Raw genomic sequence first — 26,552 nt, 5'->3', positions numbered from 1 at the left:
TTAGTTTCCGCCTTCCAATACTTCACTCAAATAGACTTTTGCCTCTTCCAGTGCCGTAGTGACCTTACTCGGATCTTTCCCGCCTGCCTGTGCAAAGTCAGGACGTCCGCCACCACCGCCGCCAACGATTGGTGCGATCGACTTGATCCAGTCACCTGCTTTGATCGGTGTGTTTTTAGAACCTGCCGCAAGCATCACTTTGTCACCTTTTTTCATAAAGAGCATCACAGCAATGTTCTCATATTTGTTTTTGATCTCATCGATCATCGTTTTAATGTCACCGTTTTCTACCTCTTCTACGATGACATTCACGCCGTTGACCTCAACCGGACTCAACTCTTTTTGAGAGCTGCTCATGGCTGAAGCCAATTCACCTTTGAGTGTTTTCACCTGCTCTTTAAGTTTAGCGATACCTGCTATCGGGTTTTGGTTCTTGAGCTCTGTTTTGATCTCGGTCAGTTCATCTCTTAATGCATTGACCATTTCTCTTGCAGCATTTCCACACACAGCCTCAATACGTCTTACACCGGCACTGACACCGCTCTCTTTCGTTATCATAAAAAGACCTATCTGAGCCGCATTCCCTACGTGTGTACCACCGCATAACTCTATAGAGTCTCCTGCAAAACTAACGACGCGTACTTCGTCCCCGTACTTTTCACCAAAGAGTGCCATCGCACCGGAGTTCTTCGCTGCTTCTATAGACATCACTTCTGTTTTCCCCGGGATGGCTCTGGAGATCTTATCGTTCACCCATGCTTCCACTTTGGCGATCTCTTCAGCCGTCATTGCTTGAGGATGAGAGAAGTCAAAACGCAATCTCTTGTCATCATTGAGTGAACCCGCCTGAGCGATATGGTCTCCCAGAACCGCCCTGAGTGCTGCATGAAGCAAGTGCGTTGCAGAGTGGTGTTTTTCTATCTCGGCACGGCTGTTATCTACCACAGCCTCTACCTCATCACCCACACGCAACTTACCTTTCACTTCAGAAAGGTTCATCTCGAGGAACTTTCTTGTATCGAGGACTTTTACATCGCTGTTGAGTGTTCCGCTATCGCCTGTCTGTCCACCTGACTCCGCATAAAACGGTGTTTTGTCAAGCAGGACCCAACCTTTCCCGTCAATACTCTCTACCTGAGTAAACTCTTCATCCAGCAGAGCCAATACTTTTGCTTTTGCAGTCGTGCTTTCATAACCGACAAACGTATTGACATCAAACGCCTCTTTCAGTGCCTTGAAGTCACCTGTCTCTGCAGCATCACCTGTACCTTTCCAGTTGGCTTTTGATTGTGCCTTTTGTGCTTCCATCTTTGTATCGAATGCCTCTATATCAAGCTTGATATTTTTCTCACGAAGCATATCTTCTGTGAGGTCAAGCGGGAAACCATAGGTATCATAGAGTTTAAAGGCTACTTCACCGTTAAAGACATCGGAAGTGTTTTTCAACTCTTCATTGAAGAGTTTAATCCCTGCTTCGATCGTATCAAAGAAACGCTCCTCTTCCATCTTCATAGCTGTTTTGATCGCTTCAGCTCTATCCGGCAGATACTCATACTGCTCACCCATCTGCTCGATCAAAGTATCTACCAGTTTATACATGAACGGTTCACGTAATCCAAGCAGGTACCCGTGACGGATAGCACGGCGCATGATACGGCGAAGTACATACCCCCGGCCCTCTTTGTCAAAGTTCACCCCCTGAGCAAGCAGGAATGAACAAGAACGTAAATGGTCGGCGATTACACGGTAAGAAGCAGAGTTAGGTGCTTCGAACTCATAAGGTGCCCCTACAAGTTCACCGATCTTTTCCAAGAAAGGCATGAAGAGTGAAGAGTGGTAGTTGTTGAGTTTACCCTCTTTGATGGCAACCACTCTCTCCAGTCCCATACCTGTATCAATACTAGGTTTCGGAAGCGGAGTCAGTGTACCGGTTTCATCACGATAGTATTGCATGAATACCAGGTTCCAGATCTCTAGAAATCTATCACCTTCTCCACCCATTTTGTCCTCTGGACCATTAAAGTTTTCTTCCCCTTGGTCATAGAAGATCTCAGAAGAAGGACCGCAAGGACCCGTGTCTCCCATCTGCCAGAAGTTATCTGCATCACCAAAACGCAAGATACGGTCTGCCGCTATATGTTCTTTCCATAGCTCTTCCGCTTCGTCATCACTCGTATGCACAGTCACCCAAAGCTTCTCTACAGGAAGGTTCAGATACTTCTCGCTTGTCACAAACTCCCAGGCATAAGCAATGGCTTCTTTTTTGAAATAATCCGCAAAAGAGAAATTCCCCAACATTTCAAAAAGTGTATGGTGGCGTGCAGTATAACCGACATTGTCAAGGTCATTGTGTTTTCCCCCTGCTCTTAAACAGGTTTGAGAAGAGGTCGCACGAGGGATTTCAGGGATAGGTGCTTCACCTGTAAAGATGTTCTTGAACTGTACCATACCTGCGTTGGTGAACATAAGTGTCGGGTCGTCCGGTACAAGTGGTGAAGATGGTATGAGCTGATGCCCTTTACTTTGAAAAAAGTCTAGAAATTCTTTTCTGATATCCATGATAATCTGATCCTAAAATTGTGTTGTATAAATTGGTGACATTTTAGCTAAATTGTGGTTACTTAGAGGTAAAGAGTAGAATTTCGCAGGGCTATACGTTCTATTTCGTTGTATATAGCCCTACTGTGGATAGGTTCAGACATATACTACACAATAATTGTGTCGGATTTGTGTCTTCAATACAGCTGTTTGTCATTAGTATCTTTTTCTAAGTGACACAAAAAAGTTATGTAACGGAGGAACACTACATATTAGATATGTCACATCTTAATAGATATCAAACAGTGTACAACCATCATACTGACTTCCATCTACAATAAAACCATTAAAATCTAAAATTGGATCATAACTTGTAGTGCCTGATGCAGTCAGGATACCGTTTTCAACACATTCAAAATAGATACCGTTTATACCTGCATCCGTAAATGGATCATTATCAGATTCAATAAACAGATCATCTACAATACTGTTTGTCACCAAATCAAAATTACAATTATCCCCAATAATGTCAAAGGTAAATGCACCTTCAAAATTAGTAACACCACTTAAACCACTGTCACAATGATAAATGATACCACCGACACCATTACCAAAACCATCTGTAATAAAATATGTTTCGGGTACCGGTCCATCATCACCTCCACCCCCACAGCCACTCAATGCCATAACGGATACTACAGAGAGTATCAACATCATACACTTTTTCATGATCAATCCTTTTGCTTTTATTTTAACCCATCATAACACATAAACGTGTCAGATTTGTGTCAATAACGCTGAGATCTTCTCACTACCGTTTTTTTCAACGATCTCCATAAGTCCCCTGCTTTTCTCTGACAGCTCCTCATCCAACAGTGCCAGGACCTTTTCCCTGTCTATCTCATTTTCCCTCATGATCCAGGCAAGATCTTGTTCCACCAGGAACCGGGCATTATGAAACTGGTGGTCACTTGCAGCATGCGGGTAGGGAATGTAGAGTGCAGGCAGGGCTGTGGCAGAGAGTTCCCAAAGTGTCGATGCACCCGAACGTGCTATGGCCAGGTCTGCTTCCTTCATATACTCTGCCAGTTTGGTCGTAAAACCGAACACTTCTGCTTCTATACCCAGATCATCATAGGCCTTTTGTACCTCACCGATGTTCTTCTGTCCGGCTTGATGAATGATCCTGATCCCTCTCTCTTTGAGTTGGGGTGCGATCTCTAAAGCCAGTCTGTTGATCGCTTTTGCCCCCTGGGACCCGCCAAGAAAGATGATCGTTCCGACTTTATCCCGTATGCGGGCATTCTCAAAAAATATCTGTTTGATCGGATAGGCTTTGATGGGACTCTCCTCAAGATACGAAGAGATAAATGCAGCAGCATGAGGTTTGAGCAGTTTATTGAGCGAACCCAGTGCGGCATTCTGTTCATGGATGACCAGTGGTATACGCAAAATCCTGGCTGCAAATGCCGTAGCCGCAGCCGAGAAACCGCCCACGGAAAAGACCACTTTGGCCTGATGCTTTCTTAAAAGTCTGATGGCTTTCATCGTTGCTTTGAACAGCATAAAGAGTGATTTGACCTTGCCTAATGCTCCCTGGTTTACCACACCGCGTGTGTCAAAAAAGTATTTGTATGCAAAGTCATCATCCTCTTCAAACCACTGTCTGTCCTGTCCTTTGGTCGAACCGATATAGATCAATTCTTCCTCTTTCAGATGCTCTTTCACCGCCTTGATGATGGCCAAATGTCCACCTGTACCACCGCCTGTCATTACAATACTCATCGCATTCTTCCTTTAGCATCTCTTGGCACCTTTTTAGATACCATCAAAACCATACCTATAGCGATACATGAAGCCCATATATGCGACCCCCCATAACTCAAAAACGGTACGGCAATTCCTTTAATTGGTGTGATCCCCGAGATTCCGTAAGAGTTAAGAATAAATGCCAAGGAGATCAGCAACCCTACCCCTATAGAGAAGAGATAATACATAGGGTTTTTCACTTTCGAGGCGATCTTGAAGATACGAAAGACAATAAACAATATCGTCATTGTCACCAAAGCAAGTCCTAAAAACCCCAACTCTTCCGTGATACCTGCCAAAATAAAATCTGTATGCACTTCACTTAGATACCCCAATTTGAACTGACCATTTCCCAAACCTTGCCCCCAGAAGCCGCCATTATAAATGGCATTGAGTGAATTGGAAATCTGGTAGGGTTCTTTTCCTGCCTCTATACGAAGGTTCTGAACCGATTCAAAAGGGAAAAGAGAGAGTATGCTGTCTTGTACCGTCCCCCACCAGCTTTTGATTCGTGCCATACGGTGAGGTGCCAGGAAAATAAGTCCTATAAAAGCCAGAAAACCCACGGAAAGTAGACTTAGAAAGAACTTCCAAGAACTTCCTATAAACAAGAACAATACCATCAGTGTCGCTCCCAATACGACCACTTGACCCAGGTCTTTTTGAAATACAGCAATGATAACGACGGCTATCATGAAGACAAAAAGATATGGGGTAAACGTACGTACCTCTTCCCAAAACTGCATTTTTGTTTTGTTGAGCAATTTGCGGGAAAAACTCCAGGCCAAAAAGAAGACGAACCCTACTTTAAAGAATTCAACAGGCGCAATGGACATGGGCCCTACATGTATCCATCGTTTGGCCCCTCCTACCGCTGTAACAAGGGACGAAGGCAGGAACTGCATGCCGATCATCAAAACAAAAAAGAGGATAAATAGTGACAATCCTATGCGTGAAAACCATCTGTCAGGGTCCATTCTACTTAAAAGCACCATTGTCCCCAAGCCTATAAAAACAGCTATACTTTGCCGTATAAAAAAGTGAAAACCTGCATAATTAAAATGCAGAACGGTATAGGTAGAGAGAGAATAGCTCATCACTAATGATAGTGTCAGAAGTGTCATAACACCTGCTAAAAGGGGTTTGTCTACCATATCATATTCTCTTTCTTTTATTCACTAGTATTTTATCAGATTTAACAAATAACTTTGATAAAATTACACTCTATACGAGGGAAATATGAATAAAGACATACAAAACAGAGCGATACATCAAAGAAAGACCAAAATTTCTTTCCTTTTTTTACTCTTATTCCTTGCAATGGGTATGTTCTTATTCTCCGTAGTAAAAACCATCTCTTCAGACAGACATATCCCCAGCCATACTACTACGATCTATGACCGTGCATTTCGAGGGTCCATCATCTCTAATGACGGTTACACCCTTAGCAGTTCAGAAAAAACCTATCAGGCAGTGGTGCGTGGAGCGAGTATAGACCCTGACAAAAAAGCACTGTTTGTCAAACTCTTCAGTATCTATAGCGGTATCCCTGAAAGTGAGATCCTTGAAAGGTTTAAAAATCGTAAAGGTAAAGAGATCAAAGGTAATATCATCCTCTCCAAGACCATTAATGCACGTTCAGCGATGCAACTTAAATCCCTCGCTTATAAATTACGTAAACTGGATGTCTTTCAGTCTATCAAGCTCCGTAACGGCATAGAAGTGCTCTATGGTCTGGATATCATAGAAAACGGTGAGAGCAGACGTTTTCCTCTTAGTGATGTTTTAAGTCCGATATTGGGCTATGTAGGTGATGAAAGTGATGGACGGTACACGCGCCCATCAGGAAGAAAAGGTCTTGAACGTGCGTATGAAAAACACATTACCTCTAAGAAAAACGGATATTTTCAAGGTAAACGTGATGTGGTCGGTGCTGTCATCCATGACAAGAACAGTATCAAGATGCAGCGTGTTGACGGGCTGGACCTTCATCTCAATATTCCTCTGGCCCTGCAAAGACGTGTCGAACTGATGATAGACCAAATGAAACTCAGTATTGATGCCGATGAGATCCTAGTCGGTGTGATGGAGAGTGAGACAGGTAAAGTACTGAGCATGGCAAGTTCTGAACGCTACGATCCCGCACATATCACGCAAAAAGACATCCCTGCATTGGTACCGAAATTTACAGAGTACCCGTATGAAGCAGGTTCTGTTCTTAAACCAATCACAATTGCAATGGCACTTGACAAAAAAAGGATCACCCCTGATACATGGTTCAAGACAGGCTATAAAAGATTTGACATTACAGGGGGACAGCATGTAAGTGACGATGACTATTTTGAATCTCTCTCCGTCACAGATATTGTGGTACACTCTTCCAACATCGGTACTTCTCAAATCTCATGGCTGCTTACGGGCAAAGAGTTTAGGGAAGGACTGCTCAAGTTCGGTATTGCACAAAAGACGGGGATAGACCTCTCACGGGATCTACCAGGCTCTCTCAAATCGCTTAGATTGCTCAATCATAAAATGCATAGAGCCAACTCTTCATTCGGCTATGGTATGATGGTGACGTTCACCCAACTGCTTAAAGCCTACTCCGCTTTCAACAATGACGGTTTGGCTGTGACGCCCCGTTTAGTCGATTATCTACAGGATGCAAAAGGCAGGCACTATACCCTCCCTCCTAAAGTCGGGAATATGCAGGCCGTCAGTAAAAAAGCTGCTAACCAGGTCCATGATATCCTTTTAGAGGTGGTCAAACGCGGTACGGGTGTCAAAGCTGACTACCCGGGCTTGGAAGTCGGTGGGAAAACAGGAACAGCTCACATCGCTAAGCACGGTCGCTATGTGAGAGAGTACCACAGCAGCTTTTATGGTTTTGCCAACGATAAAGAAGGAAATAAATATACGATCGGTGCATTGGTGATACGTGCAAAAAAACCCTATAAATACTTTGCATCACAATCTGCAGTACCTACATTCAGAAGAGTACTGGACATACTTGTAGAGCTGGATTATTTGAAGCCTGAAGGCGGGCTGGAAGTCACCAGTCCGGAGATCAAGGTAGCACCCGAAACACCGCCTGTGGCGATCCAGAAACCTTTAGTACCGCAACAAGAAGATAAGAAAAAAGTAACTGCCGCACCGGAGGTCAAACCTAGACCTTCTGTAAAAGAACTTTTTAAACTTGAACCAAAGCCTGAACCTAAACCGGTCAGTACAAAGCCTGCGAAAGAGAAATCGACTCAAGAACTTTTTGAAGATCTATTTTAAAGGTAGAGATTTAGATCCACATATTATCAATCAGTCTGGGTTTACCCACCCATGCGGCAACAAGAATGATCGTATTCCCTATCTCTATGGTGTCAAGTGCATTAAATGCTCTGTCGACGATCGCCACATACTCAACCTGGTCCGTCTCTTCGAGCACGGTCAACATCTCTTTTTTGATCACTTCAGCATTGAGTTCTCCAGCCATGACCATTTTGGTCGCACGCTTGAGTGAACGTGCAAGAGAGAGTGCACGCGTTTTCTCCTCCCCTTGCAGGTACACATTACGGCTGCTTAAAGCCAGTCCGTTCTCATCTCTTACAATGTCACAGGGAATGATATTGACATCCATAAAATAATTTTTGACCATCTGTATGATGAGGGCTAACTGCTGTGCATCTTTTTTCCCAAAGTAGGCATTGGTTGCACCGCTGAGATTAAGCAGTTTCATGACCACTTGAAGCATACCGTCAAAATGACCTGGACGCTTTTCTCCTTCCAGAATATACCCACGGATCGCAGGTGCACCTATACTCAGTTCATCCTTTTCATACATTGCATCGATCGTCGGCATAAAGAGTATATCCACACCTGCGAGTTTGCATATCTTCACATCGGCTTCCTCTTTACGGGGATAGGCATCCAAGTCTTCCCCTTCCAAAAACTGTGTAGGGTTGACAAAAATGGAAACAATAAGATGATCGTTCTCTTGTTTGGCCTGCTGTATAAGTGAAAGATGCCCTTTATGCAGTGCGCCCATGGTAGGAACAAAACCTATAGAACCCGATAATGTTTTTTTGGCTTCCTGTAAAGCCTCTATTGTCCGAACGATAACCATCTCTAACCTCATATTTCACTATATTTTGATAAAATCATATCAAAATTACACTAGGTTTTTACTATGGATGCATACGAATACAGCGAATTACTCAAATCACTTACGATTAAAATGGACAATATTAAAAATATTGTAAAGCCGGATGTCTTGGAGGCGAGACTCAAAGAGATCGAAGAGATGCAGCAAGATCCTAATTTTTGGAACGATGCAGCCAATGCCGGTAAGATCTCTCAGGAAAAAACCAAAGCTGAACGTATTTTGGCTACCTATAACAGTGCCTATGATGCCGTCCATGATGCCAGTGAATATTTTGAACTATCTAAAGCAGAGAATGACGAAGAGACACTGGAGATGCTCTATGAAGATGCTGATAGCCTGCAGGAGAGTACCAATGCGCTAGAGGTACAGATGATGCTCAGTGGGGAACATGACGGTGCCAATGCCATCGTCTCCATACATCCGGGTGCCGGGGGTACGGAATCTCAGGATTGGGCCAGTATGCTCTACCGTATGTATCTGCGATGGGCAGAGAGACATGGCTTTAAGGTCGAAGGACTTGACTATCAGGCCGGGGACGAAGCAGGTATCAAAGATGTCTCTTTTATCATCAAGGGTGAAAATGCCTATGGTTACCTCAAAGTAGAGAACGGTATCCACCGACTGGTACGTATCTCTCCTTTTGACTCCAATGCCAAACGCCACACTTCATTCTCTTCCGTGATGGTTTCACCGGAGATAGATGATGACATAGACATCACCATCGAAGACAAAGACCTACGTGTGGACACCTACCGTGCTTCGGGTGCAGGTGGACAACATGTCAACAAAACTGAATCCGCCATCCGTCTTACCCATATACCGACAAATATCATCGTCCAGTGCCAAAATGACCGAAGCCAGCATAAGAACAAAGCAGCAGCCATGAAAATGCTGAAATCTCGTCTTTATGAGTATGAGATGGCTAAAAAACAAGCGGCATTGGATGGTGTGGAGAAATCAGACATTGGATGGGGGCACCAGATACGCTCTTATGTCATGCAACCCTACCAGCAGGTCAAGGACACAAGGTCTAACCAGGCCTTTACCAATGTAGATGCCATACTGGATGGTGACATAGACAAAATGCTAGAAGGTGTACTGATCACGCAAGCAAGATAGATACACAACTTCTTGCTACTTTTGTTCCTTGTCCTTTTTTTCCGTATATTTAGAGATCGTTTTTGTGATCACTAAAGCTGCGACAAAGGCCAAAAGTACCATAGAGGTCGTATAGAGTGCATGCATTAAATCTATTTTCATTTTTTCTCCTTGAGTATTTTATCTTCTATCTTATAGGCAACATCACAGCGTGCTTCCATGCTGTCATCATGGGTTACCAGTAAAAGCCCTGCTCCTGTCTCTTTTATGTAATGCAACAGTACATCCATCACCAGTTCAGCTGTCTCTTTATCCAAATTCCCTGTGGGTTCATCGGCAAAAATGATGCGAGGTTTTTTACTCAAGACCCTTGCAACAGAAACACGCTGCTGCTGTCCTCCGGAGAGTTCACCTATCTTTTGTTTCATCAATTCTTTGATCTCTAATTTTTCAAGTATGGCATCATCGATGTTCTCAGCACTTAACATACTGGCTACTTCAATGTTTTCCAGTGCACTCATGCCTTTAAAGAGATAATGGAACTGAAAGATGATCCCTATATCATAACGGCGCAATGCTTCGATCGCCTTGTCATCAAGGGTGTAAAGATCTTTTCCAAACAATGTCACGCTCCCTTTATCGGGTCTGATGAAGGTTGAAAATATATGTAAAAGCGTGGACTTACCGCAGCCGCTTCGACCAATGATCGCTGCACTTTGTGAGGGCTTTAATGAAAAGTTTACATCGTGAAATAAAAGGGTGTCAAACCCGTGGGAAATATTTTGTGCTTCCAATAAAAATTGGGACATCTGTTGCCTTTAAACTGTTTTACAAGTATGGATTGTTCCATTTCATGGCATATTTTAACATAATAATGTGATAGGTAGTTTGAGAGAAAGAGGAAAAATAGATAAACATCCGTTCAAGCTCTCAGCTTGAACGGAAAAAAGAATAAGGGTTGACCCTTATCCCATTTGTGCAGCAACTTCAGCAGCAAAATCTTCTTCTGCTACTTCAATTCCTTCACCCACTTCTAGTCTTACAAAATGTACGATATCTGCAGACCCACCAGCCGCTTTTGCTTTTTCTTGAACATATTCAAGCACTGTTTTGCTGTCATCCATTACAAATTTCTGATCAAGAAGACACTGCTCTTGGTCAAGTGTTGTATTGTCTGAGATAAATCTTTCGATCTTCCCTGGAAGGATTCTGTCCCAGATCTTTTCAGGTTTACCTTCAGCTTTAAGCTCTTCTTTGAGAAGTGCTTCTGCTGCAGCCATCACTTCATCAGTCAATTGGCTCATAGAGATATACTGAGGAATGTTCTTCAATGTCTTACCAAGTCTAGTAAGTTCTTCATTCTCTTTTTCGATAGCAATGATTCTACCTTTAGTCTCTTCTTCTACGAATGTAGGATCAAAATCTTTATAAGAGAGTGTACTTGGTGACATTGCAGCTGCATGCATTGCTACCTCTTTAAGTACAGGTGTCATTGCTTCAGCTGTCTGTGCAGAATCACATTTTGCTTCAATGATTACACCGTTCTGACCGTTAGAGTGAACATAACCGTTTACCGCAGTTGTTTCATCTCCCTCGATAAGTGCTGCTCTTCTTACATCAAGTTTTTCACCGATAATAGCAATTTGCTGAGAAAGATAATCAGCAAACGGCTCACCGTTGATCGTAGAAGCATTGATCGCCTCTGCATCTTTAAGATTGTTGTCAAATGCATGATTTACAACTGTATTCAAAAGTGCTTTAAATTTGTCATTTTGTGCAACAAAGTCAGTTTGAGAGTTGATCTCAACGATCACTGCTTTTTTACCTTCGACTTTTACAGAGATCGCACCTTCAGCAGCAACTTTACCTGCTTTTTTAGCAGCAGCACCCATACCCTGGTCTCTAAGCCATGCAACCGCTTTGTCCATATCTCCATCAGCTTCAGTCAATGCTTTTTTACAGTCCATCATTCCTGCATCAGTCATCTCTCTGAGTTTTTTGATATCTTTAGGTCCAAAGTTTGCCATGATTACGCTCCTGCCAATTCTTTTGCTTCAGCGATCGCTTCAGCTTTTACTTTAAAGTCTGCAGCTTCTTCTTCACTCATGTTAGCAATTTGCGCATATGTAGTGATCCCTGCTTCGATCAATTTTTCGTTACCTACTTTACCGATACCTGTAAGTTTTGTTAGATCATCAGCTTCAGTTGCTGCAGCTTCTTCAGATGCTGCTTCAGCCATTACTTCTGCTACTTCTTCACTTGTTGCTACTTCTTCAACATCTTCACCAGTCGCTTCTGCATATGCCGCTTTACCTTCGATGATCGCTTCAGCCATTTCTTGACAGAAAAGGTTGATAGAACGGATAGCATCATCATTTCCAGGGATTGGATAATCAACCATATCTGGATCACAGTTCGTATCAAGTGGTGCAACAACTTTCATACCAAGTCTTCTTGCTTCTTTCACAGCGATGTGTTCTTTCACAGAATCGATAACGAACATCATGTCTGGAAGTTTTTTCATGTGTCTGAAACCTTCGAGGTAAGAGCTTAATTTCTCTTTCTTTCTCTTAAGCATCAATGCTTCTTTTTTAGTCAAAAGATTGATCTGTCCAGTCTCTTCCATTTGCTCGATGATCTCAAGTTTTCTGATCGATTTTTTCATTGTTGGGTAGTTTGTCAACATTCCACCTAACCATCTAGTTGAAACGTAAGGCATACCACATCTCTCAGCATGCTCTTTGATCGCTTGTCTAGCTTGTTTTTTAGTACCTACAAAAAGTACAGTTTGCCCTTCAGCAGCTGCATCTCTTACGATGTTGTAAGTATATTTGAAGTATCTAAGTGTTTTTTGAAGGTCGATGATGTAGATGTTCTTTCTTGCACCGAAAATGAATTTCTTCATTTTTGGATTCCATCTTCTTGTTTGGTGCCCGAAGTGTACACCACATTCGAGTAGGTCTTTCATTGTTACCATAAGTTTCTCCTTGGTATATAATCATAATAGAACTTTCTTCTGTAAAAGCTCAGTTAAAAGCATATGCTTCATCACTAGGTTTGATCCGCTGTAGTCCTCAATGTCAATTCTAAATTTAGAATCACACAACCGTGCAAGGAATAACTACATGAGTATTTCCATTATCCTCTCGAATAAGGAGCGCGATTATACCGAAATAATCTTTAAATTTTTATAAAATGTAAGGGGAGAAACAAGAACAAGGGAAAACCTTGTCCAAAGTAGTATTATGCGTTTTGAAGCTCTTGGAGTTTAGCCTTTACAGCATCCACATGTTCTTTGACTTTCACTTTTGTCCAGGTTGCAGCGACTTTTCCGTCAGGGTCTATGATGAAAGTAGAACGTACCACACCCATATACTCTTTACCCATGAACTTCTTCAGCTGCCAAATGCCAAAAAGATTACAGAGTTCTTTCTCTTCATCTGCCAAGAGAGTGATCTTCAGGTCTTTCTTTTCGATGAAATTTCTGTGTTTTTTAGGAGAATCCGGGCTCACCCCTAAAACAATGGCATCCAAATCCGTGAAATCAGGAAGTGCTGCTGTGAAATCACAGGCTTCTGTCGTACATCCCGGTGTGTTGTCTTTTGGATAGAAATAGAGTACGATCCACTTTCCTTTAATGTCTCTAAAACAGATCTCTTCTTCATCCTGGTTGGGTAAACAAAAATCCGGTACTTGTGCGCCTACTTCTAACATACTGTATCCTTTATAATTTCTTTTTGGGTAGTATAACAAAATGAATCAAGAAAACAAACAAACCAAAGAAGAATTACTGGCAGATATAGAAAAACTGATCGCATACGGCAGAGAAGAGCCAACGATCAACCCAGATCTACTAGCATACTTGGAGATCGATGACCTGATCTCCACAAAGAAAAAGCTCCTCAAAAGAGTAGGCACACTCAGTGAAGAAGACAAAGCGTGGCTCCAACAGTTTAAGAAGTATGAATAACTACTAAAAGGGATCTATCTTTTTATTTAGAAGTCATACCTTAAACCAAGAGAAATAGCATTTAGATCAGGTACATCAGATTTAATAAGTAAACGTTGATAATCTAAAAAAAGACTCCACCCCCTACCTTGATCAGCATAACCGTCAAACGCTCTATCATAATTACCATTCTCTATCCTATCGCCTTCACGGTCAGAAAGATCATACTCTATGCCGGCACCCGCAGAGAACCCCCAGCCACTGTCAAAATAGTTTAACCTGGCACCGTTTCCCAGGTTTTCAGTATATCCATAACCAAGCAGCCCATAGAGATTGACTCTTTCACTTGCAGGATACTGTGGTTTAAGAAAAATTCCTGCATGTGCAAGCGGTGTCCCCCCAAAAGGACCTTCATCCAAAAAAGTATGTAGATATCTTGCTTCTATCCCCAAATATTGATTGTACTCATATCCACCTCTGACCATTGCACCATATGTCACATCTTCATATTCACATCCGGGTTGAAGATTACACCCACTAAGCTTTGCCCATACTACTCCTCCACCAAGATACCATGGTGAAGGATCGATCATCTCTATTGAAGCAACGGGTGTTGAAGCCAAAATCACTTCTTTACCTCCTGCAAAAAGTGTGGTACTTAAAGTAGTCGTCATCACAAACGATAAAATTACAATACCTTTCATCATTATGCTTCTCCCCTTTCTTCTTCTCTTCTTACAAAATAAAGTCCTGTCATCAGTGTCATCATAGCCAGGACTAACATACTTACTGTACCAAGTGCATCACCACTGTCTGAACTTTGCGAAGATGCACATTGTATATCTAATCTTACTGTTGCTTCTGCTACGTTACCATTGGCATCCGTAATGGAATATCTAAACGTATCTGGAGCATAATTATAATCAGGTTCTGGTGTATAAAGTATCCTTTGTCTGCCATCTACATCTTCCACAATTTCTACTGAACCGTGTGCAGGTTGCTCAATAATTTTAATGGTCACATCTCCATCATAGCTATCATTATCAAGTATATATATAGGCGTTGGACCATAGTGAGTAATTTTTATGACTCCATCATCTATTGCATCTATAGTTGAGGGGTAATATATGGTAATGGTTGCCTCATTACTTACATCTCCATTTGTTTCCCGTACTACATAGTTTATATTAGCCTCACCACTGAAATTAAAATCTGGTTCAAAGGTCACTGATCCATTCGTTTCTACTATCCACGTTCCCTCGTTAGGTACATATAATATATCTGTTTCATTTCCATTAGAATCGATCAAACGTACTGTTGTCGGGTCAAATGGGTCAGATGTATTTTGATCATTCGCTAGCACTTCTAAAGTTATCACTTCATTCAATTCTGCAGTTACATTATCATTATTGGCTACTGGTGGATAATTGATACTGATCTCTGATGTAGTCTCATTACCTTGTTCATCCTCTATCGTATATTCTATCGGTGTCGGATCACCTACATACCCATCTTCTGGAATAAAGGTCACTTCACCGGTAGTCTCATCTACAGACCATGTACCTTCTCCAGGAACTGTAAATCCTACGGTGTCTCCATCCGTATCTGTGATTATATTTGTTGCACCTGAAGGTGACGTAAGGGTTACTGTAGCGGAATCCAATGCAAAAGTACCGCTACTATCATTATTTACTATATCAATAATAACACTTTCACCTGTTGCTGCATTATATGTATCATCCGTTGATATAGGTGGCTGGATTGGCAATCCTGTAGAAGTTTCATCATCTGGTTCACCATCGTTATCTAGGTCATCATTTACAGGGTTTTGAGGATCATCTGAAGTATCATTGAGATCATTGCCATGTGAATCTTCAGCCATGACTATAGCCTGATTGATCACCTTCCCATCAATGATATCTTGCCACGTAACTGTATGCACTCCTGTAAAAGTTACAGTATCACTTTGCCCAGGTGCCAAACTAGCTATCGGACCACCTGTAATCACAGCATTGTCATCTGTAAGGTTCACATCATACAAGGTTACATTACCAGTATTAGTTACATTAAATTCATAACTAATAGTTTCTCCAACCTCTGCATAACCATTATTATTTTCATCTATAAATGTTCCAATTTTTTCTACACTGATACTTGGGTTCGATGTGTCTAAACCATTTGTGGTATCCACCACGGTCGGATCATCTTCTGTTGGTGAATTATCATCTGAAGTATCATTGACATCTGGTCCACTTGGTGGCGTACCTGTCACGAGCGCCTGGTTTGTCACTTGTCCCGCTGCAATGTCTGCAGCAGTAATGCTATGAGTTGCGGTAAAGGTGGTGTTGTCCCCTGTACCCGCTGCCAAGTCGATTGGTCCACCTGAAACTGTTGCATTCACATCCGTAATCGTGATGTTTGTAAGATCTACGTTCCCTGTATTGTTGACTTCAAAGTTATACGTGATCGTATCCCCTATCGTTCCTGTACCAGAAATAGAAGCCACTGTTTTGATCAAGCTGATACTTGGCATTGCAGTAAAGTCAACATACGGATTTAGATCCAACACAGTTCCACCTGCAGTAACTACTACTGATGTCGGGTTACTGTATCCTGTCAAAAGTGATAAAACAATGTTTGTTGTATCGTGTTGTATTGTCCAGTTACCTGCTGCTACTACTTTTGAAAAGTATCCTGATCCGTCTGTCATCACTGTGTAGAAGAATAAGGAATTACTTTCATCCGTGATGGTAACTTCAACATTTACATAAGGGATGTCCCCAGTATCAAATATACCATTGCTATTTTTATCTTCAAAAATATATCCTTCTATCAAACCATCTGCACCATCTATAACTGTGACATCTTCAGCTGTACTACTTAATTCATCATACTGTGTCACCGAAACATTAGCTTCACCTGTTATAGCGTAAACAGCATTTTGGTATGTTGCCGCTCCTACTGTATTATCAATCTGTGCTGTAAACTCGATCGTCACTGTTCCATTGGCAGGTACTGTTATCCCAGTCCATCGTGGTTGTGAAGGATATGTAGCATCTATTATTCCTATAGAACTTGTTGTGGTGTTATAAATAAATCCTGGTGGAAGTGTATCTGTTACATTGACATCGGATATATCGATAGCTAGTGTATTGGTTATAGTAATTGTATAATTCACATCTTCATTGCCACTTGCTGGTTGAAGCACTAAAGGTGTTGATGTACTCTTGGTGATTTTAAGCCCGCCAAATACTGTTGTGATCTCATCACTATTGTTGTTCTCTACATTGTCAACAATGTCAGTACTTACGATATTTGTAGTAAACGTATAACTTCCTGTCATTGATGGGAAAACAGTGATTTGGTAACTATCACTCTGATCTGGGACTACCGTTCCGATATTCCAGATCACACTTCCGCTGTCTCCTTTGGCTGGACTTAAATCTGCAGGTACTTCTGATGTGTAGTGCTCCATACCTGTAGGAATGGTCACTGTTAAGTTAACATCAATAGCATCAGAATCACCATGATTACGATAAACAACATTATAAATGACACTACCGATGATGCTATCACCCACATTCACTGTCACAGCATCAGTAAGTTCTATGGTTGATCCTATGATTGCTAGGATCTCTGTATAAAGCCCTCCGATCTTAATCACATCTCCAACTGAGAACTCTGACACATCATTAATCGTGATTGTTGTTGATGCCACTGCGTTTTGTTCTATTGTTGCTATAGGGTAAGTGCCGCTTGATGGACCTGAGATATCAACCGTAAGATCAATACCCGAATTTACTGTCACTACAGTAGTATCTAGATCACTCTGCGCATTGCTGGCAGAGATTGTTGCCGTAGCCAAGATCTCCGTCGTACCGCTTGGCATAATTTGAGCTATCATGGCATTAAAGGTAAATGTACCGCTAGAACCTGATGCCAGAGTATCCAGATCATAGATAATCTGATTGTTCGTACCATCAAAACTCACACCTGCAGGCAGAGATGCAGGGTCTATCACCGTATAATTTGGTGCAGGTATAACAATTTTAGTATTATTCGCATCGGCTGATCCTGTATTGTTATAATCTACCGTATAGGTGATCGTCTCACCCGGAATCTTCGTAGGTGCATCCGGTGAGATAGAGATATTGAGCACAGGGTTACCGCTCACCGTCACACTCACAGTATTACTTGTACATCCTGACACACTTGCAGCAGTACAGTACTCACTATCAGAAACAATAGCCGTGTTATCCAGTATCGTTACCCCTACAGGAATGCCCGAAGCAGATGTCCTCATCTTATAAGTTAGTGTAGCCACTTCACCTTGTGCTAAACTACTGATCGTCCAACTCAGATCAGGGCTATTGCTATCTGATGCTACTACAGTACCCGGACCATCCGTACTACCTGTAATGGAACCAACTACATAATCAAAATATATCTGTTGTGGGATCGTATCTGTTATAGTAATACCGGTGGCTTCTCCCCCGGTATTGACAACTTTCAGTATATAAGTCAGCGTCTCACCTGCACTCACATAGGTTTTATCTACTCTTTTACTTATAGTAAGTGAAGGCGACATAGTTGAGAGAGGACCTACACTTGTTTGAGCTGTATCATTGACATCCTCTGCATTGTCACTGCTTACTATAACAAAATTAGTCAAAGTACCTGATGCAGCAGCGTTAATCGTGGCATTTATAATAATCTGGCCACTACTACCCGCTAACACTGTACCGATATTAAATGTAGCTTCCTGTCCTACCTGGGAAGTTATCGCAGGTGTAGAGCCTGTGATGGTGACATTTGGCGGAAGGATATCAGTAATCACTGCATTGGTCACGTCTGTACCACTAATATTGGCATAATCAATCGTGTATGTTACAGGTGTATTTACACCTGCAGACACATTGGCGTGGTCAACTGTTTTAGCAATACTCATAGCAGCTGGAGCTGTTTTACAAAGAAGTGATCTGTTTTGTCTGTTATTGACATTAAATGAAAGTGTTGTAACTTTAGAGGAAGTCGCATTAATATCCCATAGTATTCGGTGTCCTGATGGGATATTGTATGGGTTGGTCACACTCATTAAGATCGTTTTATTTGAATTTCCGTTTGAACCTGCCGTTAACCCTGACTCTATCAGTGTTGTCGTACCATCAGCCGGGTTATAATCATACACTGCCACTGTAAAATCAACATTTGCAACAACTGATGATGTATAGTTTAAGAGGATTTCAAACCGGGTATAGTCAGTACTGTCAATAGTATTGGAGGCTGCAGGATCCATATAATATTTTCCAACATGTTCTGTAGAATTATTGGCACTGAAGGTTACATTATGCTCAGTCGGTGCGTTAGTGATCGAACTTTGTGCCAATAACTGGTTACCTGCACTTCCAACATCCCCGGTGATATCCGTATAGTAAAATGCCTGACAGGTTTCACTGTCAATTCCCACATTTTTATGGGCATCCACTGATCCTCCTCCAGCAGGCCCACTCCATGACAACACTGCTTCATTTCTAGCAGGGTTTTCCCCTGTAAATACGCCCGTAACCAAAGCATCTTCGGTTGCCTCCGTCGTAATGGTTACGCTAGCTGTAGTACCTGCCGTTACAGAACCAAGGTCCCAAGTATACGTCCCATCTCCATTATCTGTTGCAGAAGGGACAGATGAGATATAAGTCATACCTACGGGCAGTGTATCAGTGAGTGTCACTCCTAGAGCATCAGCATCTCCGTAGTTGGTATACGTCAATGTATATTCAACATTATTATTTAAAGCAACGAAGTCTACATCAGATGTTTTTTCTAATGTAAATGCCGCCACAGGTATATCCACACCGATCTTACTCTCCGCAGTTTTGTTGACATCTGATCCATCCGGTGCAGTGACAGTAAGTATTGCTGTATTCAGCAGTGATGTAGTGCTGTACGATGCATCTACCGTAACATTCATCTCAACCGAACCGCTTTCAAATGCTTCTAGGGTACCAAGAGGTATGCTAATGATACTCCCCATTCCAGAACAGTCTATATTTGCCCCGCCATTGATCGAGTAGGTATTACAACTTGCATCAGCAGGCAATGTATCGTTAAGCTCTGCACCCGTCACCACGATACTGGAGTCATTGGCATAATCCAAGGTATAAACTAAACTTTCACCTGGTGTTACAAAATAACTGCTTGGTGTTTTAGAGAGAGATATCCTAGCACCATCCACTTGTATAGGGACAGGATCACTCAACAAAGTTCCATAACTGGTCTGAGCATAAGCGGTATTGGTATACGAACCTGATGTTATCGTTGATTGGGCAGTAAATATGAGCTTGATCTGACTACCGTCTAAAATTGTCTCATTAAAATGCCAACTGATCGTACCTTGCTCTCCAACTATAGGAGAAGCACTCATAGCAATAGGAACTCCATCATACTCAAGGCTAACTAAGCTTTTATAGCTAAAGCCATTTGGAAGTACATCCGAAATTTGAGATACTTCTAGATTAAACCCTGTAGAGTTATTGATATCAATCGTAAAATTGATATCTTCACCGGCAAGAATGTTTTCCACAGAAGCATACTTTTCAATCGTAGGTGCAACTCCACAGGTATTGACTGCAAGTGATATACTCTTCACACCAGTGATATCGGGGTTTGCATACCAAATTTCATTTCCATCAGTATAGGCTGCTCCTGCGGCTAAAATGGATGCATTTACCTCTGCTTCAGAAAGATATGAGAAAGTACGATTCACCTTAGCACTGGTATTCATATCATTATCAACTAGGGTAGGATCATCGATCGTCTGTACCCCTATAAGATACTGTCCTTTGAAAAGTTCTGTAGAGTTCCAATTTACCATCCAATCTGTAAAACTCGTTCTTATAGCTGGAGCTAGTATCTGAGTCCATTCATTTCCATCATTGGCCACACCATCACCGTTGTCATCTCTATAGTAGAAAAATATGACATCACTTACGGAGGGGACAGCTTCTCCATCCACAATAGCGATCACATCTTTGACTTTTGCGGTTAAAACAGTCGGGTTACACCCACTTGCGCCGATATCATCCACAATCGGTTGTTCGTATGGTTCTTCCTTATTAAAGCTGATATAGTCGCCAAACGGTGCTTCTTTATTCGGATCTGCGATCCATTCCGCATTGATAGCACAGTCTTTTTGAAAAGGGTTGTTCAAACTGTTGGCGGTACAGAAGATCATTGATATAGGTGATTCTCTTGTGAGTTTTGGTCCTCCAAATCTGCTTGCATCTATAAGTGCTACAGGTATTTGGTAATCAATATAATATTCCGTACAAGGAGAAGACACACTCACTGAGGAACGTGTCGTTCCGTAATCCCAGACCGTTTCATCTGAACCATTCGGCCAATTTACATCAGCCACAGCAGTTCCATTATGAAAATTTAGGATTTTGTCATCCGTGCCAACAAATGCAGTAGGATTATGTCCGATCAGTTGAATGTTTGGGTCTGCTGTGTAGTCAATAGATTGTGTTGGGATATCTCCGTAAATACCGAAAATCATATCAATCGGTTCAGATGGACTTCCTGAAGAACCGTCAAGATGCGCAGCCACATCACGGATACCATCACCATCTATATCAAACAGAACTGTCCAAAGTGCTGAATTCCAGGCATCTCCAGAGCTATATGCCCCTGTATTTGGTCCAGTTGCATAGGTATTGGCTATCTGCTCCACTCTCCAACGGAACATAATGACATCTTCTTCGGGTGTTGCACCTTGACGTAGAAAATAATACACACTTGGCTGGGCCGTGTCTACACATGATGACGCGACATTGACATAGTTTTGGGGAGCAGTACCGCCGTTAGAAGGGTCTTGGGTACGTGCATCATTGATGTCATTTCCAAAACGGCTATAGGGTTTCCACTCATTCTCTGCCGGCCAGGATACAGGGGCATAATGCGCACCGGTGATATTACTATCTACATGGGGAGGAAAAGGATCTGCACTCAGCGACAATGAAAAAAATATGCATATAAATAATGAACTGAAAAAAGTGTATAGAGCGGATATAGCCTTCATAGAATCACCTGTAGTAATGTACTTAGGTAACCCGGCTATCTGTTACATAGAGAATTTATCTTATATTATCCTGTGATGCAACCCGACTTTCTTTTCTCAGACCCGTGGCTTTCCGTCCTACCCTCACGAATAGTTTGGCTTTTATCATAATTTTTTAAATTATAATCAAATAAATTTAATTTATAGGTATTTTGCACTACATGATGAACACTTTTCGCTAAGTTACACAATAATCAGGTTGATATCACACCTTTCATTACAGACTTTTTCTAAGACCAATGATGCCAAAACTGGGGAGATAATCACTATGCTCTTTTCGAAAGGGAAAGAGAAGAAGTTTTAATAAATGTAATAAATAATCCCAATCCTACAGCCATTAATAATAGATTCCCCATAAGATCGTGTGACCAATAAAAATTTTCCCTACCTGCCTTTTGCTCTACAAAATATACGACCAATAAAATACGAAAAACATTGACCAGTGTAAATACCGTATAACCTATCATCATCCAATATATTTTGTGCAATAGAGTGGAAGGGTATGCGAAGATAGATGCAAATAAAAATAGTATAGGTACCAGCCCATTACATGCTTGGTTAATGATGATTTTATAGTGTGGATTTATCCAAATATCAATACCTTGAAGTTGACCTGGTGCTAAAAACATCTTTAAAAAGAAAACGGTCAGTTTTGTTTGTTCTTCATTGACTAACTTAGACAATAAAGAGGTATCTGCATAAAACAACGTAAAAAGAATCAACAAATATAGAAAATATAAAGCTATAAATCGTTTCATTTATCTCCTATAACATTAGAATGCATATCGGTTCTATATTATGATTATGTTCTGATAATCCCTCTATTCTCTTAGATCTATCGACCTGTCAAACTCGATATTATATTTTTTAAGTATGGCACCCTGTTTTTCTTGCGCTTCATTTCTGTCGATGATCACTTTCACCCCGTCATTGTCTTCTATAACAATATAGTCACTTTTTGCAGCTTTCATCTTTTCGTAAAACTCTTTAAAGTCTTTAAAGGGTTCTCCATTTACCTTATCTATAGGCCACATTGCAAAATCATTGTCTCCCCTGCTCATATCTGAAGCCAATACTTTAAGCAGGACCACCACTTCGCTTTTATCTTCTTCCTGCCATTTTCCTGCCAAATAACTGAGCAGTAAACGATTTCGGTTTGTCGATACAATGAGGTTTCTGGTAAGCGGAGAAAAGACATATCCACCGTACACAAAATACCTTGGCATCGTATCATAACGGGTTGTCTTGACCAGATACATATCGTCAGCAACGTACTTTAAAGGTGCCTCAACCTGTATATGTTTCTTATCCCGGATGATATCAAATTTCACTTTCTCACCCATTTGATACGCATCTACAAAATGCTGATAATGGGTAAACTCATGTTTTCTAAACTCTACCGTACCGTCATTTTCAACATTATGCCCGTCTACCGCTGTTAAGATATCACCCTCTTTGAGTAATCCCGCAAGCGGTGAATGGTACACCACTTTTGCGATCAGTACGCCACTAGTATGGTCATCAAGCCCGTAGTAGCGCCTTATGGCAGGATTTTCCAGTTTTTGTGTACCCAGGCCTAGATCTGCAAATCCGTCATACTTTTCATCCTTCATATCTTCTATGAAATGTTTGACTATATTCACAGGTACAAGATATCCGATATTCTGGGACTTACTGATCATTTGCATCACCACACCGACGATCTTTCCGTTAGAGAGTGCCGGACCGCCGGAATTCCCGGGATTCACAGCAGCATCAACCTGCACGGCTAGAAAAGACTCCCCGCTGTGTGCATAGGTGTGGTGCTCGACCCGTGAAACCACCCCGATCGTTGCGGAGAGCGTACTTCCTCCCATAGGATAACCATAGACAACAATTTTTTGTTCCACTTTTGGAAGTGAACCGAATGTCAGTGGTGTGACCCCTTCAAAAAATGCGCTATCCTCTACTTTCAAGAGTGCGAGGTCTGCCTGATGGGAGACCGCATGTACTTTGGCAATATAGCGTTTTCGCTCTCCATAGCGCTGTACCTCTATAAAGGATTGATTGGCTACCACATGCGCATTCGTAAGGATATACCCGCCCTCTATAATGGCACCGGAACCTGTACTGCTGCGCATGGAACTGTTCCAAGGTTCTTGGTAGTTAGGCACTTTTGCCACGGTATAGATCTTAACGATCGCTTCTTTGGTACCGTTCAGCTGTTGTGCATTTGCAGCTACAAAAAGTGTACTTAGCACTATTGCCCATAATATTCTCATACTGATCCCCTAAAATTCTTCTGCATCTATACAGTGTATCTTTCGTTTGATTGCCTCTTTTGCCATCAGACCCGATGCATTTTCAGAGAGTAGATTTTTGTCTTCATCATAGACTCTTGCAGAACATACACCACAACTTGGGCTTCTGTCTTTACCAATGAAGAGCTCCAGTTCTGGATGATTTTCAAAAAACGCTGTAGCATAAGCAATGACCGGTGCAGAAAGATCTTCTCCACTTACATTGGATAAAGCCCTGTCACCCTCTTTCGTTCGGATAAGATCCATGGTGGGACGAGGTGTCCCAAAAGCAAAATCTTCAGGACAAAAAGGGATAAGCTCCATGCCCTGAAGCTTTTTTAAAAGCGCTTCATCTTTATTGTCCGTAGCATCATATCGACATTTTTCACCTAAAAGACAAGCGGAAATTGCGACCTTTTTCATCATTAAAATACAAAGAGCAATGCATAGACCCATGCACCTGTCAACATGGTGAGGATAATTCCTATAAACGTCCGTTGCCCATCTACTTTATGTGATTGTGAATAGAGTCCGGGAAGTGTTGATTGTTTTTTATAACGATTTCCACGAGACAGTGTGATGATCCATAGTACCAATGTCACGACCGAGATCATAATATGAAAAATAAGCACATACAGAAGGTAATCATGCGATACAGAACTCCCTTCCATCAGGTTTTTATACCCACCCTCCATACGGACACCGTACTCAAAAAAACCTACTACAAGTACAGAAACGATAAAAAGAAGTTTCTGCACCTTTTCATGTGCAGTATAGTTCTTTTTCTTTGCAAGCATGATCGCTCCGAATATGAGAAAAGGCAGCAAGGCAACAATGACGGATACGATATCCATAAAGAGTGGTGCTCTTGTTCCTAAAAAACCTGGTTGAAACATAACATCCATAAAGATCCTTTTTAATTTTTATTCTTCTTTAAATTGCGTATAACAATATCACAATCGAGCTAAATTTCATGAGCTAAAAGCAGTGCTCAACCCTAACAAATAACCACTGATTTGATCTCTGTGAACTCTTCAAGTGCCCACTTCGGACCTTCTCTTCCTACACCTGAAAGTTTTGCACCCCCGTAAGGCTGTACATCAAAACGAAGTGTCGGAATGTCATTGACCACTACACCCCCGCACTCTGCATCTTCTATAAAGCGCTGTGTGATTTTGAGATCATTGGTGAAAATAGAGAACTGTAATCCATACGGTGAATCATTCATTTTCTCCACGGCCGTTTCATAGTCAGATACCGCTACCAAACTGACGATAGGGGCAAAAACCTCTTCACAGATGATCTTCATATCATCCGTGACATCCCCCATCACTGTCGGAGGGAATATCCCCTCTATCTCTTCACCACCCGCAATGACTTTTGCACCTTCATTTTTGGCTGATGCGATCCATGACTTCGCTCTCTCTCTGGACTCATCATCTATCAGTGGTCCCATAAAGGTATCTTCTTCGTAAGGTGAGCCTACTTTCAGTTTCTTTGTCTCTTGTGCAAGCAACTCTGCAAACGCATCATACACCTCTTCATTCACATAGATACGCTGAAGAGAGATACATACCTGTCCCGAGTTGTAAAAAGCACCAAACGCACAACGTGCTGCTGCAAGCGCCAGGTCTGCACTTTTATCGATGTAGGTTGCGGCATTACCGCCCAGTTCAAGGCTTACCTTTTTGATCCCCGCCTGTTTGGTAATAATGTTTCCTACAGGGACTGAACCGGTGAAACTGATGACCCTTGGAATATCACTCTGTACCAACGCCGAACCTACCTCGGCATCACCATAGACGACAGAGAGCGCATCCTTAATGGCATGTTCTGAATCCACAAAAAGCTTTGCGAACATATAGGCTGTCATCGGTGCTTCGGGGGTAGGTTTCAATACCACTGCATTTCCTGCTCCCAATGCCGGTGCTATTTTGTGTGCTACAAGGTTAAGAGGAAAATTAAACGGTGTGATACACGCTACTACCCCGACAGGTTCCCGTTTGAAATAGGCCAATGTTTTCTTTCCGCTGGGCATTATATCTGTAGGAAGTGTTTCTCCCGAAAGGTTTGCAAGTTCCATCGCTGTGATCCTGATCGTTTCAACACATCTCTCTACCTCAATACGTGAAAATGCGATGGGTTTTGCTACCTCTTTAGCCAACATCAAAGCAAAGGCTTCTTTCTCTTCTGTCAGCCTTTTAGCCACATCCTCCAGCCATGAGATACGCTGAGACAATGGCGATCTTGCAGCTTCTTTACTTGCAGCTTTGGCAATCTTGAGTGCTTTAAGCGTATCCTCTGCATCACAAACAGGTGCAGAACTTACAACTGTACCATCAAAAGGACTCTTACGTTCCTGTTGTACTTCTTTGTTCTCTTGGGTGGAACCAAAAAAGATTTTTGCTTGTGCTATAGTTGACATGATATATACCTTCTTTCTGAAATTATTTGATTATAACAAATTGGGGATAAAAGGTAATGGAGTTTTGCTATATTTCATTTTATATGACGTCAAGAATCACCGTTACAGTAACCATTTCCAAGTTAGGATCAAACAGAGAAGAGACGTAAACGCCGATCGTTACCTTATAAATCGGAAACACCCTA

20 protein-coding genes and 1 riboswitch are annotated in these 26,552 nt (G+C 41.8%); of the genes, 3 read left to right on the top strand and 17 right to left on the bottom strand.

The genetic code is table 11. The features are described from left to right. The 4 genes from alaS to MN086_RS01330 form a co-directional block, all read right to left on the bottom strand. A complete protein-coding gene (gene alaS / locus MN086_RS01345) occupies positions 1-2,559 on the bottom strand; it encodes an alanine--tRNA ligase (RefSeq protein WP_248576268.1) in 2,559 nt (852 codons plus the stop codon). Positions 2,560-2,826: 267 nt separating this feature from the next. Next, a complete protein-coding gene (locus tag MN086_RS01340) occupies positions 2,827-3,267 on the bottom strand; it encodes a hypothetical protein (RefSeq protein WP_248576267.1) in 441 nt (146 codons plus the stop codon). Positions 3,268-3,315: 48 nt separating this feature from the next. Next, entirely contained in the window at positions 3,316-4,323 is a 1,008-nt protein-coding gene (murG, locus tag MN086_RS01335; protein WP_248576266.1) for an undecaprenyldiphospho-muramoylpentapeptide beta-N-acetylglucosaminyltransferase, read from the bottom strand. Beyond that, a complete protein-coding gene (locus MN086_RS01330) occupies positions 4,320-5,501 on the bottom strand; it encodes an FtsW/RodA/SpoVE family cell cycle protein (protein ID WP_248576265.1) in 1,182 nt (393 codons plus the stop codon). The genes murG and MN086_RS01330 overlap by 4 nt, the downstream gene beginning before the upstream one ends. A gap of 85 nt (positions 5,502-5,586) precedes the next feature. Between MN086_RS01330 and MN086_RS01325 the strand changes: the two genes are divergently transcribed. Beyond that, positions 5,587-7,626, top strand: coding sequence for a penicillin-binding protein 2 (locus tag MN086_RS01325; protein ID WP_248576264.1), 2,040 nt, complete (start codon positions 5,587-5,589; stop codon positions 7,624-7,626). A 10-nt stretch (positions 7,627-7,636) separates the two neighbouring features. Here MN086_RS01325 and panC read toward each other — a convergent pair whose 3' ends face one another. Then, a complete protein-coding gene (panC, locus tag MN086_RS01320) occupies positions 7,637-8,461 on the bottom strand; it encodes a pantoate--beta-alanine ligase (protein WP_248577070.1) in 825 nt (274 codons plus the stop codon). A gap of 63 nt (positions 8,462-8,524) precedes the next feature. Between panC and prfB the strand changes: the two genes are divergently transcribed. Beyond that, positions 8,525-9,619, top strand: coding sequence for a peptide chain release factor 2 (gene prfB / locus MN086_RS01315; protein WP_248576263.1), 1,095 nt, complete (start codon positions 8,525-8,527; stop codon positions 9,617-9,619). 15 nt (positions 9,620-9,634) lie between these two features. Here the strand turns inward: prfB and MN086_RS10995 are convergent, their stop codons facing one another. The 5 genes from MN086_RS10995 to bcp form a co-directional block, all read right to left on the bottom strand. Next, a complete protein-coding gene (locus MN086_RS10995; protein WP_256465858.1) occupies positions 9,635-9,760 on the bottom strand; it encodes a hypothetical protein in 126 nt (41 codons plus the stop codon). Continuing rightward, on the bottom strand, positions 9,757-10,407 hold the full coding sequence (locus MN086_RS01310; protein WP_248576262.1) for an ABC transporter ATP-binding protein: 651 nt from the start codon (positions 10,405-10,407) through the stop codon (positions 9,757-9,759). The genes MN086_RS10995 and MN086_RS01310 overlap by 4 nt, the downstream gene beginning before the upstream one ends. Positions 10,408-10,563: 156 nt before the next feature. Continuing rightward, positions 10,564-11,625: a translation elongation factor Ts gene (gene tsf, locus MN086_RS01305; protein WP_248576261.1), complete on the bottom strand. Its 1,062-nt coding sequence runs from the start codon at positions 11,623-11,625 to the stop codon at positions 10,564-10,566. A 2-nt stretch (positions 11,626-11,627) separates the two neighbouring features. Next, positions 11,628-12,575: a 30S ribosomal protein S2 gene (gene rpsB / locus MN086_RS01300; protein ID WP_248576260.1), complete on the bottom strand. Its 948-nt coding sequence runs from the start codon at positions 12,573-12,575 to the stop codon at positions 11,628-11,630. Between the two features lie 266 nt (positions 12,576-12,841). Continuing rightward, complete coding sequence (gene bcp / locus MN086_RS01295) at positions 12,842-13,312, bottom strand: thioredoxin-dependent thiol peroxidase (RefSeq protein ID WP_248576259.1); 471 nt, start codon at positions 13,310-13,312, stop codon at positions 12,842-12,844. Between the two features lie 40 nt (positions 13,313-13,352). Here bcp and MN086_RS01290 point away from each other — a divergent pair, with 40 nt between their 5' ends. Continuing rightward, positions 13,353-13,568, top strand: a complete 216-nt coding sequence (locus MN086_RS01290; RefSeq protein WP_248576258.1) for a hypothetical protein — start codon at positions 13,353-13,355, stop codon at positions 13,566-13,568. 26 nt (positions 13,569-13,594) lie between these two features. On the opposite strand, the gene MN086_RS01285 is transcribed toward MN086_RS01290, so the two are convergent. The 7 genes from MN086_RS01285 to MN086_RS01255 all read right to left on the bottom strand — a co-directional run bounded on the left by MN086_RS01285 (position 13,595) and on the right by MN086_RS01255 (position 26,367). Next, the gene (locus tag MN086_RS01285; RefSeq protein ID WP_248576257.1) at positions 13,595-14,251 is read right to left on the bottom strand and encodes a porin family protein; all 657 of its coding nucleotides are present in this window, start codon (positions 14,249-14,251) and stop codon (positions 13,595-13,597) included. A gap of 2 nt (positions 14,252-14,253) precedes the next feature. Further along, positions 14,254-21,561: an Ig-like domain-containing protein gene (locus tag MN086_RS01280; RefSeq protein ID WP_248576256.1), complete on the bottom strand. Its 7,308-nt coding sequence runs from the start codon at positions 21,559-21,561 to the stop codon at positions 14,254-14,256. 85 nt (positions 21,562-21,646) lie between these two features. Next, positions 21,647-21,773, bottom strand: a riboswitch (cyclic di-GMP riboswitch). Between the two features lie 156 nt (positions 21,774-21,929). After that, positions 21,930-22,421, bottom strand: a complete 492-nt coding sequence (locus tag MN086_RS01275; RefSeq protein WP_248576255.1) for an exosortase/archaeosortase family protein — start codon at positions 22,419-22,421, stop codon at positions 21,930-21,932. A gap of 63 nt (positions 22,422-22,484) precedes the next feature. Further along, positions 22,485-23,924, bottom strand: coding sequence for a serine protease (locus tag MN086_RS01270; protein ID WP_248576254.1), 1,440 nt, complete (start codon positions 23,922-23,924; stop codon positions 22,485-22,487). Positions 23,925-23,933: 9 nt separating this feature from the next. Beyond that, complete coding sequence (locus MN086_RS01265) at positions 23,934-24,368, bottom strand: DUF523 domain-containing protein (RefSeq protein WP_248576253.1); 435 nt, start codon at positions 24,366-24,368, stop codon at positions 23,934-23,936. Beyond that, entirely contained in the window at positions 24,368-24,847 is a 480-nt protein-coding gene (locus MN086_RS01260) for a DUF420 domain-containing protein (RefSeq protein ID WP_248576252.1), read from the bottom strand. The genes MN086_RS01265 and MN086_RS01260 overlap by 1 nt, the downstream gene beginning before the upstream one ends. A gap of 92 nt (positions 24,848-24,939) precedes the next feature. After that, on the bottom strand, positions 24,940-26,367 hold the full coding sequence (locus MN086_RS01255; RefSeq protein ID WP_248576251.1) for an aldehyde dehydrogenase family protein: 1,428 nt from the start codon (positions 26,365-26,367) through the stop codon (positions 24,940-24,942). Positions 26,368-26,552: the final 185 nt, after the last annotated feature.

It is taken from the genome of Sulfurovum sp. XGS-02 (genome assembly GCF_023213175.1).
In the GTDB taxonomy this organism is placed as follows: domain Bacteria; phylum Campylobacterota; class Campylobacteria; order Campylobacterales; family Sulfurovaceae; genus Sulfurovum.
This window is presented reverse-complemented; position numbering and strand designations above follow the sequence as displayed.